The organism is Actinoalloteichus spitiensis RMV-1378, assembly GCF_000239155.1.
GTDB classification, from domain to species: Bacteria; Actinomycetota; Actinomycetes; order Mycobacteriales; family Pseudonocardiaceae; genus Actinoalloteichus_B; species Actinoalloteichus_B spitiensis.
The window spans coordinates 1-7637 of sequence record NZ_AGVX02000084.1 but is presented as its reverse complement, the minus strand read 5'-3'; the positions used below and the strand labels follow the sequence as shown (position 1 = coordinate 7637).

Annotated in this window: 8 protein-coding genes and 1 pseudogene; 6 read left to right on the top strand and 3 right to left on the bottom strand. The window is 74.3% G+C overall.

The window, feature by feature from the left end; all coding sequences use genetic code 11:
- Positions 1-349, top strand: a pseudogene (locus ACTIDRAF_RS34370) (hypothetical protein); the annotation flags it as partial.
- A gap of 15 nt (positions 350-364) precedes the next feature.
- On the opposite strand, the gene ACTIDRAF_RS27150 reads toward ACTIDRAF_RS34370, so the two are convergent.
- Positions 365-691 carry an Rv3235 family protein gene (locus tag ACTIDRAF_RS27150; protein WP_483446985.1) on the bottom strand — a complete coding sequence of 109 codons (327 nt, stop codon included), beginning with the start codon at positions 689-691 and terminating at the stop codon, positions 365-367.
- A 5-nt stretch (positions 692-696) separates the two neighbouring features.
- Positions 697-996, bottom strand: a complete 300-nt coding sequence (locus tag ACTIDRAF_RS31775; protein WP_016697442.1) for a hypothetical protein — start codon at positions 994-996, stop codon at positions 697-699.
- 269 nt (positions 997-1265) lie between these two features.
- Between ACTIDRAF_RS31775 and ACTIDRAF_RS0204100 the strand changes: the two genes are divergently transcribed.
- Positions 1266-1649, top strand: a complete 384-nt coding sequence (locus tag ACTIDRAF_RS0204100; protein WP_039785717.1) for an HAD-IA family hydrolase — start codon at positions 1266-1268, stop codon at positions 1647-1649.
- A 49-nt stretch (positions 1650-1698) separates the two neighbouring features.
- Here ACTIDRAF_RS0204100 and ACTIDRAF_RS0204095 read toward each other — a convergent pair whose 3' ends face one another.
- On the bottom strand, positions 1699-2469 hold the full coding sequence (locus tag ACTIDRAF_RS0204095) for a TrmH family RNA methyltransferase (protein ID WP_016697440.1): 771 nt from the start codon (positions 2467-2469) through the stop codon (positions 1699-1701).
- Positions 2470-2636: 167 nt separating this feature from the next.
- Here ACTIDRAF_RS0204095 and ACTIDRAF_RS0204090 point away from each other — a divergent pair, with 167 nt between their 5' ends.
- From ACTIDRAF_RS0204090 to ACTIDRAF_RS0204075, 4 genes are all read left to right on the top strand, one after another.
- Positions 2637-4112: a WS/DGAT/MGAT family O-acyltransferase gene (locus ACTIDRAF_RS0204090; RefSeq protein ID WP_016697439.1), complete on the top strand. Its 1476-nt coding sequence runs from the start codon at positions 2637-2639 to the stop codon at positions 4110-4112.
- Positions 4109-4618 carry a DUF6912 family protein gene (locus ACTIDRAF_RS0204085; RefSeq protein ID WP_016697438.1) on the top strand — a complete coding sequence of 170 codons (510 nt, stop codon included), beginning with the start codon at positions 4109-4111 and terminating at the stop codon, positions 4616-4618. The genes ACTIDRAF_RS0204090 and ACTIDRAF_RS0204085 overlap by 4 nt, the downstream gene beginning before the upstream one ends.
- Positions 4619-5032: 414 nt before the next feature.
- Entirely contained in the window at positions 5033-6661 is a 1629-nt protein-coding gene (gene pruA / locus ACTIDRAF_RS0204080; protein ID WP_016697437.1) for an L-glutamate gamma-semialdehyde dehydrogenase, read from the top strand.
- A gap of 124 nt (positions 6662-6785) precedes the next feature.
- A complete protein-coding gene (locus ACTIDRAF_RS0204075) occupies positions 6786-7562 on the top strand; it encodes a hypothetical protein (RefSeq protein ID WP_016697436.1) in 777 nt (258 codons plus the stop codon).
- Positions 7563-7637 lie beyond the last annotated feature (75 nt).

Sequence of the window (7637 nt, the reverse complement as noted above, 5' to 3'; positions counted from 1 at the left end):
GGGTGCCGGGAGCGCTGCCCCCGCCGCCACGCCGGGCGGGCCGGCCGGTCAGGCCCGGGCCAACGGCAACGGCGGCCGTCGACCCGCGCCGCCACCGCCCGCCGAGCAGCCCGCTGTGCCCGCCGCGTTGCGGGGGAAGGGACTGGACGGCCCGGGGCGTCAGCAGCTGAACTACTCGGGCCCCAGTGAGGCCGGTACCCCCGCGAGCCAGGGGGGGCGCGGTGGCGGCCGTTCGGGAGGTGGCGCCGGCAACGCGGGCGGCAACCCGGCCGGTCGGACCCAGGGCGGTAACCGGAAGGACCGCAGGGCGGCCGCCCGGGCCCAGTCGAAGCGCGACCGGCGCGGCTAGCCGGTCTGGACGGCGTCACCGCCGGGCGCCGTCCGTGAGCTGATCGGTGCGCCGTGGTCGGCCGACGAGGTCGAACACGGCGCACCGCCACACCTGCCCCACCCGCCCGAAGCGAGCGATGAGCGCCAACCGGCGATCGCCCAGTGCCACCAGGCCGCTGGCCTCGATCCCCGACCACTCACCTCGCACGTCGAGGACGCGCTGGGCGTGGACCGAGCACAGCCGGTACGGGGCGGCCGGCGGCGCACCGGGGCCCCCGGGGCGGAGTTCGCGGACCAGGGGCGGGGCCAGCACCGCGTGCAGCTGACTGGCGGGCCTGCGGCGCGCGAACACCTCGACGATGACCGTCAGGGCGGGCCGGCCACCCGGTGCGCGAGCTTCTCCTCGGCGTGGGGGCCCCGGGGTAGGACCACCGGCCCCTGGGCGGCCAGAGCCGCCAGACCGCGTCCCGGCCAGCCCGACGCGTCGAGCGCCCCGCCGGGCGGGCACGGTGGCGGCAGCGGACGCAGCGGTGGTTCGAACTCCGGCAGCGGACGGAGGCGCAGGGCGGGCAGGACATCGGCCAGCAGCCGTTCGCCCTCGTCGTGGAGGAGAGCCGGGCTGGGCGGGGCGAGCAGCGGCGCACCGGCGGCGCGGGAACGTTCCACGGGATCTCCCAGGTTGCGGGGACACGGGGCACCTGGCAGATCCCCTGGCACCTCCCCTGCGGTCAGCCCGCCAGGTTTTTCACCTGATCGGGTGTTCGTTCGGGGACGGCGCGGAACGGTCGCGTCTCGCTCCTCGGCGAGGGTGCTGAGCGGGAGCGCATCCGCCGTGCGGCACCGCGAGCGGAGCGAGGTGGACCGGTGGGGGCGGCCCCCTGGAACCGCGCACTACCCTGGACCGCGTGTCACCGGATTCGCTGGTCGGCCTGGTCATGGACGTCGGCGGGGTGCTGACCGATCCCGGTGGGGGGCCGGCCGGCGCTGATCCCCCGCTGCTGGCCGCCGTCCGGCGGCTGCGGCGCCGAGGTGTGCGGACGGCGGTGCTGTCCAACGCCCAGGGGTACCCGTCCGACGTCGGCTGGCGTGCCGACTTCGACGCCGTGGTGGTGTCCGGGGAGATCGGGTGGGGGAAGCCGGACCCGCGCGCGTACCGCCTGGCCGCCGCCCGACTCGGTGTCGCGCCCTCCCGGTGCGTGTTCGTCGACGACCTCCCGCGCAACGTGCGCGGTGCCGTCGCCGTGGGCATGGTCGGAGTGCGCCATGAGACCGTGGCCGCCACCCTCGAGGAGCTGGACGCGCTGTTCCCGGACCGGTGAGGGCCGGCTCCCCGCCCCCGCGGGGGCCCGGCCCGTCGCCCCGCCTCCCTCAGCCGTCGTGCGTGAGGCCCCGGCGCACCAGCTCGAAGCAGAGCACGGCGGCGGCGCTGGCCACGTTGAGCGACTCGACGCCGCCGCTGAGCGGGACACGGGTCCACTTGGTCACCTGCCGGTGCACCTCCACCGAGATCCCGTCCGTCTCGCCACCGAGCACGAAGGCGACCCGCTCCTCGGGCAGGGTCAGGTCGAACAGCGACCGGTGGGCGCTCGCCTGCATGCCCACGACCTGGTAGCCCTCGGCGACGAGTTCCTCGACGGCGCCGGCGGCGGTGGCGCACCGCAGCACCGGCGCGTGGAACGCGATGCCAGCCGACGCCTTCACCACCATCGGGTCGATCGCCGCCACGCCCCGACGGGGCACCACGATGCCCTCGATCCCCGCCGCCGTCGCGGTGCGCAGGATCATGCCGACGTTGGCCGGGGTGGTGATGCCGTCCAACACCAGCACCGTCCTCGGCGCCGGGCCTTCGGAGAGCGCCAGTGACAGCGGACGCATGCGGCGGGCGACGACGTCCGCGAGAACCCCCTGGTCGTGCCGGCCGTTCCCGGCAAGCACCTTCACCCGCTGGGCGGTGGCGCGCTGCACGGGCACTCCGCGGCGCTTGGCCGCCCGCAGGATCTCACCGGCGGAGTCGCCGCTCGCGTTGGTCGCCAGGACGACCTTGTCGACGGTGAGCTCGGGATCCGCCAACGCCTCCAGCACCGGCTTGCGGCCGTACACGGTGACGAAGCGGTCCTTCGGGGAGATCGGGGTCTGCATGGCGTCAGCATCGCAAGCGCGCGGCGCCGGGCAGGGAGCAGGCCTACCCGGAGCGGCCCGGCGACCGGCGGCCGGGTGTGCGAGGGGGCGCCCGCGAACCCGTCCGGTGGCGGGCCGGAGATCCGCGGGGACCGTTGCGGCACCGGTCGCTGTGCCAGGATCGGGGCATGCCCGATCGTCTCTCGGCCCTGGACGCGTCCTTCCTGTACCTGGACGACGCCACCACCCCGATGCACGTGGGCACGGTACTGCTGCTCCAGCTGCCGCGTCGGACGTCCCGCGCCCCCCGTGCCGGGGAGACCGCGTCGGCACCCGCCGCCGAGTACGACTGGTTGGTGTCCCTGATCGAGCAGCGGTTGGCGTTGGTGCCCCGGTACCGGCAGAAGGTGGTGTCCGTGCCGGGCAGGTTGGCCAGACCGGTGTGGGTCGACGACCCGGACTTCGACATCGGGTACCACGTCCGGCGGTCCGCCCTGCCCAGACCCGGCAGCGAGGAGCAGCTGAACGAGCTCGTGGCGAGGCTGATGTCCCGGCCGCTGGACCACTCCCGGCCGCTGTGGGAGATCTACCTGGTGGAGGGGCTGAGCCGCAACCGGGTCGCGGTCATCACCAAGACGCACAACGCGGTCGTCGACGGCGTCGCCGGGGTGGACATCGGCCAGGTCCTCCTCCGGTCGAGCCGTCGTCCTCCCCAGGAGGACCCGGAGCTGTGGATGCCGGAGCCGCAGCCCTCGGGGTCCCAGCTCGTCCTCGACGCGGCGTGGGAGGCGGTCCGGCAGCCGGGTGAGGCCGTGGAGAACGCCCGCCTCGCCGCGCTGGACCTCGCGGCCACGGCGCGGAAACTGGTGGGGGCGGTCACCGGGGTCGCCTCCGCGCTGCGGACGGCGGTGCGGCCGCCGCCGGCCGGGCCGCTCAACGTCGAGATCTCCCGGCAGCGCCGGTACGCGGTCGCCCGCACCTCGCTGGCCGACTACCGGACCGTGCGCCAACGCCACGGCGGCACGGTCAACGACGTGGTGCTCGCCGTCGTGGCCGGCGCGCTCCGCAACTGGTTGCTGTCGAGGGGGGAGGCGGTCAGCGCGTCCACCACCGTCCGGGCGATGGTGCCGCTCTCGGTGCGCGCCGTGGCCGGGGAGGCGTCGGGCCGGGTGACCGAGGGGGCGTGGCACCGGGACCCGGGTGCGGGGCAGGTGTCCGCCTACCTGGTGAACCTCCCCGTCGGGGAGAGCAGCCCGTTGGTGCGGCTGCACCAGGTGAGCCACGAGATGCGGGCACACCAGGAGTCGGGGCAGTCGGTGGCGGCGAACGCGCTGGTCCGGTTGTCGGGGTTCGCTCCGCCCACGTTGCACGCGCTCGGGGCCCGGGCGGCGAACTCCTTCTCCCAACGCCTGTTCAACGTCATGGTGACGAACGTGCCGGGTCCCCAGGTGCCGCTGTACGCGGGAGGGGCGAGAATGCGGGAGATGTTCCCCGTGGTGCCGCTCGCGAAGAACCAGGCGTTGTCGGTGGGAGTGACGTCCTACGATGGCGGCGTCTACTACGGTCTCAACGGCGACCGGGACGCCATGTTCGACGTGGATGTGCTGGCTGGGATGATCAACGAGTCGGTCGAGGAACTGGTCGGGACGGTGGGTGCTGCGTGAGGGTCTACGTTCCGGTCACGGTGACGATGTTGCGGAGCCTGGTCGACACCGGCGAGCTGCGGGCGATCAGCGGGACGGCGTTCGCCCTGACCCCGATGCTGCGGGAGTCCTACGCCTCGGGTTCCACGGACGAACTCGAGTACGCCGCGATGTTGGAGGCGGCCCGTGCCTCGCTCCGGTTGCTCGCGGCGGAGTGGGCGGAGGACCAGAAGACCCCGGCTCGTCGAGGGGTGGTGGCGGCCGATGTCGAGGACGTCCGGCTGCGGCCGGACCTGGACGCCGCGGTCGTCCGACTGCCAGGACCGGTGACCTACGCCCAGGTGGCGGCCGTACACCTCGACGACCCCGCGGCCGAGGACGCGGTGCGCACCGCCGCTGAGGTGGTCGACGCGGCCGACCTGGGCGACGACGACGCGGAGTTCCAGATCGGCGAGGCCGAGGACCACGAGCTCGCCTGGTACGCGCCGCAGGAGCTGCCCTTCCTCCTGGAGTTGATGGAGCCCTGACAGCCGGGCGGTCCCGACCGCCCGAGCGCCAGCCCCCCGGGTCGGGCTCCTCCCGGAGGAGCGCGCCCGTTCGCGGCTCCGCCTGGGCGGCGGGGTCACGGGGCCAGGCTCCGGGCCGATCCGGGGGTGACCGCCCTGGCTGGAGGGGCCGGTTCGCCGCCCACCTCCCCGTACTCCGGGCACCGCCGGGGGATCCCCGGGCGCGCGTCGCGCCGGGTGGACCCGCCCGCTCACGGTCCGCCGGCCGGTCCCGCCGGGGCCGGCCCTGCCGCGACGTGCCGGGTCGGGGGACCGGGGTCCGCGGGCCGGTCGGCGTGCCACCATGGGAGCAGGGACCCAGCAGCACCGGTCGGTGACCAGGAACCCGCGTCCGGTCGCCGGCGCCGCGCCACCAGGCGAGGAGGCGAGTCACTGATGGATGCCGTGACGTCACCACCAACCCCTGACAACGAGCCGGTCCGCTCCTACGCTCCCGGCAGTGACGAGCGGGAGAGCCTGCGACGGAGGCTCGCGGAGCTGGGCGGGGTCCGCCACGAGCTCACGCAGACGATCGGCGGGGTCCAGCGCCTGGCCGGTGGAGAGCCGTTCGAGGTGGTGCGACCGCACGACCACTCCCGCGTTCTGGGCGTCAGCGCTGAGGCGACCCGGGATGACGTGGCGGCAGCGGTGCGCGCTGCCCGGGACGCGGCCGCGTCGTGGGCCGAGATCTCCTACGACGAGCGTGCCGCGGTGTTCCTGCGCGCGGCGGACCTGCTGGCCGGACCCTGGCGGGACACCCTCAACGCCGCGACGATGCTCGGGCAGTCCAAGTCGGTCCAGCAGGCCGAGATCGACGCGGCCTGCGAACTGATCGACTTCCTCCGGTTCAACGTGCACTACGGCCGTCGCATCCTGGCCGAACAACCGAGGTCGGCGCCCGGGACGTGGAACCGGCTCGAGTACCGGCCACTGGACGGGTTCGTAACGGCGATCACCCCGTTCAACTTCACCGCGATCGCGGGCAACCTGCCGACGGCGCCCGCCCTGATGGGCAACACGGTGGTCTGGAAGCCCACCCCCACCCAGCAGCTCGCCGCGCACTTCACCATGCGGTTGCTGGAGGCCGCCGGTCTACCTCCCGGCGTGATCAACCTGGTCACGGGGAGGGGGCAGGCGGTCAGCGAGGTCGCGCTCACCGATCCCGGGCTCGGTGGCCTGCACTTCACCGGATCGACCGGTACGTTCCGGATGCTCTGGCGGACGATCGGCGAGCACCTGGACACCTACCGGGCCTACCCGCGCATCGTCGGGGAGACCGGCGGGAAGGACTTCGTGGTCGCGCACCCCTCCGCCGACCCCGCCGCCCTGGTGACGGCCCTGGTTCGTGGTGCGTTCGAGTACCAGGGGCAGAAGTGTTCGGCCGTGTCCCGCGCCTACCTGCCCCGGGGGCTGTGGACGTCGGGGCTCCGGGACCAGCTGGCGGACGTGACGAGGACGATCCGCTACGGCGACATCACCGACTTCTCGAACTTCGGTGGAGCGGTGATCGACGCCCGCGCCTTCGCCAAGAACCGGGCGCTGTTCGACCGGGTGGCCGACGATCCCTCGGTCGACGTCCTGGTCGGTGGCGGGACGGACGACTCGGTCGGCTACTTCGTCGAGCCCACGGTGCTGGTGGGGACCGACCCGGGGCACGAGGTGTTCGCCACCGAGTACTTCGGCCCGGTCCTCGCCGTCCACGTGTACGAGGACGGCGACTACTCGCGGGTCCTGGACCTCGTCGACGAGGCCAGCACGTACGCGCTGACCGGCGCCGTCTTCGCCACCGACCGCTCTGCCGTGGTGGAGGCGCACCGGCGCCTGCGGTTCACCGCCGGCAACTTCTACGTCAACGACAAGCCCACCGGCTCGGTGGTCAGCCAGCAGCCCTTCGGGGGGTCGCGGTCCTCGGGGACGAACGACAAGGCGGGTTCGGTTTTCAACCTGCTCCGGTGGACCAGTCCGCGCTCGGTCAAGGAGACCTTCGTGCCTCCCACCGACCACCGGTACCCGCACATGGGTTGAGCCGCTCAGGCACCACCACCGGGTGACGGAACGCGGCGTCCCACCGGGTGGCGACCTAGCCTGGGACCGCCGGCAGGATCGTTCGTGACCGGCCCCCGCGCTGGCGAGAACCCTGGAGGACGCCGTGATCCGGATCGCCCGGGTGGTCGGACCAGCCCTGGTCGTCCTGGCGCTCACGGCGTGCGCCGGCGGGTCGGAACCGCTGCGCCACGACTCGCTGCCGGATCTCGCCGCGGCGACGGTGGCCGCCGTCGAGGCGGCGGGCAGCGCGCGGGTGGGCGTCACGGTCGGCCGCGGCGCGGACGTGCCCCCGCTGAGCGGCGACTGCCTGGTGGTCTACGGGGATCGAGACCCCGGGGTCGACTGCTTCGTCCTCGGAGGTACCGAGACCGGTAGCGGCCAGGACCGGTTCCTCGCGGTCGGGGACGGGGTCTTCGTCGAGACGGCGGAGATCGCCCGTGACCCGGGCCGCCCCGCCTGGCACGAGGCTCGTGCCGGCGGGAGGTACGAGACCCTGGCGACCACGGCCGACCAGGTGCGGCGCGCGGTCGCCCTCGTCGACGCCCTGCCGCCCCGGGGTGACCTCGTGGCGGTGGTCGAGGAGGAGGGTGACGACCCCGTGCTGCGGTACACGGTGGAGACCGAACCGGCCTCGGCGCTGGCGGCCGCCCGTGACGAGGCGGAACGTGCCCGCTACCAGGCGCTGGCGGATCTCGGCGTGCGCCGCGTCGTCGTGGACCTCTGGGTGGACGGCGAGGGTCTGCCGACCCGTGCCCAGGTGCGCGCCCTCGCCGCCGGCGGTGACGAGCACGTGACGGAGGCCGCCTTCTCCCGGTGGGGTGAGCGGGTGGTCCTCGAACCGCCCCCGGCGAGCGAGGTCGCGCAGGCGCGACGGTGGTGAAGGCCGCCAGGCCCCGGGGTGGGGTGGGGTTCAGAGGGCGGCGCAGGGAAACGGGCGGGCGCCGGTCCGGCGCCC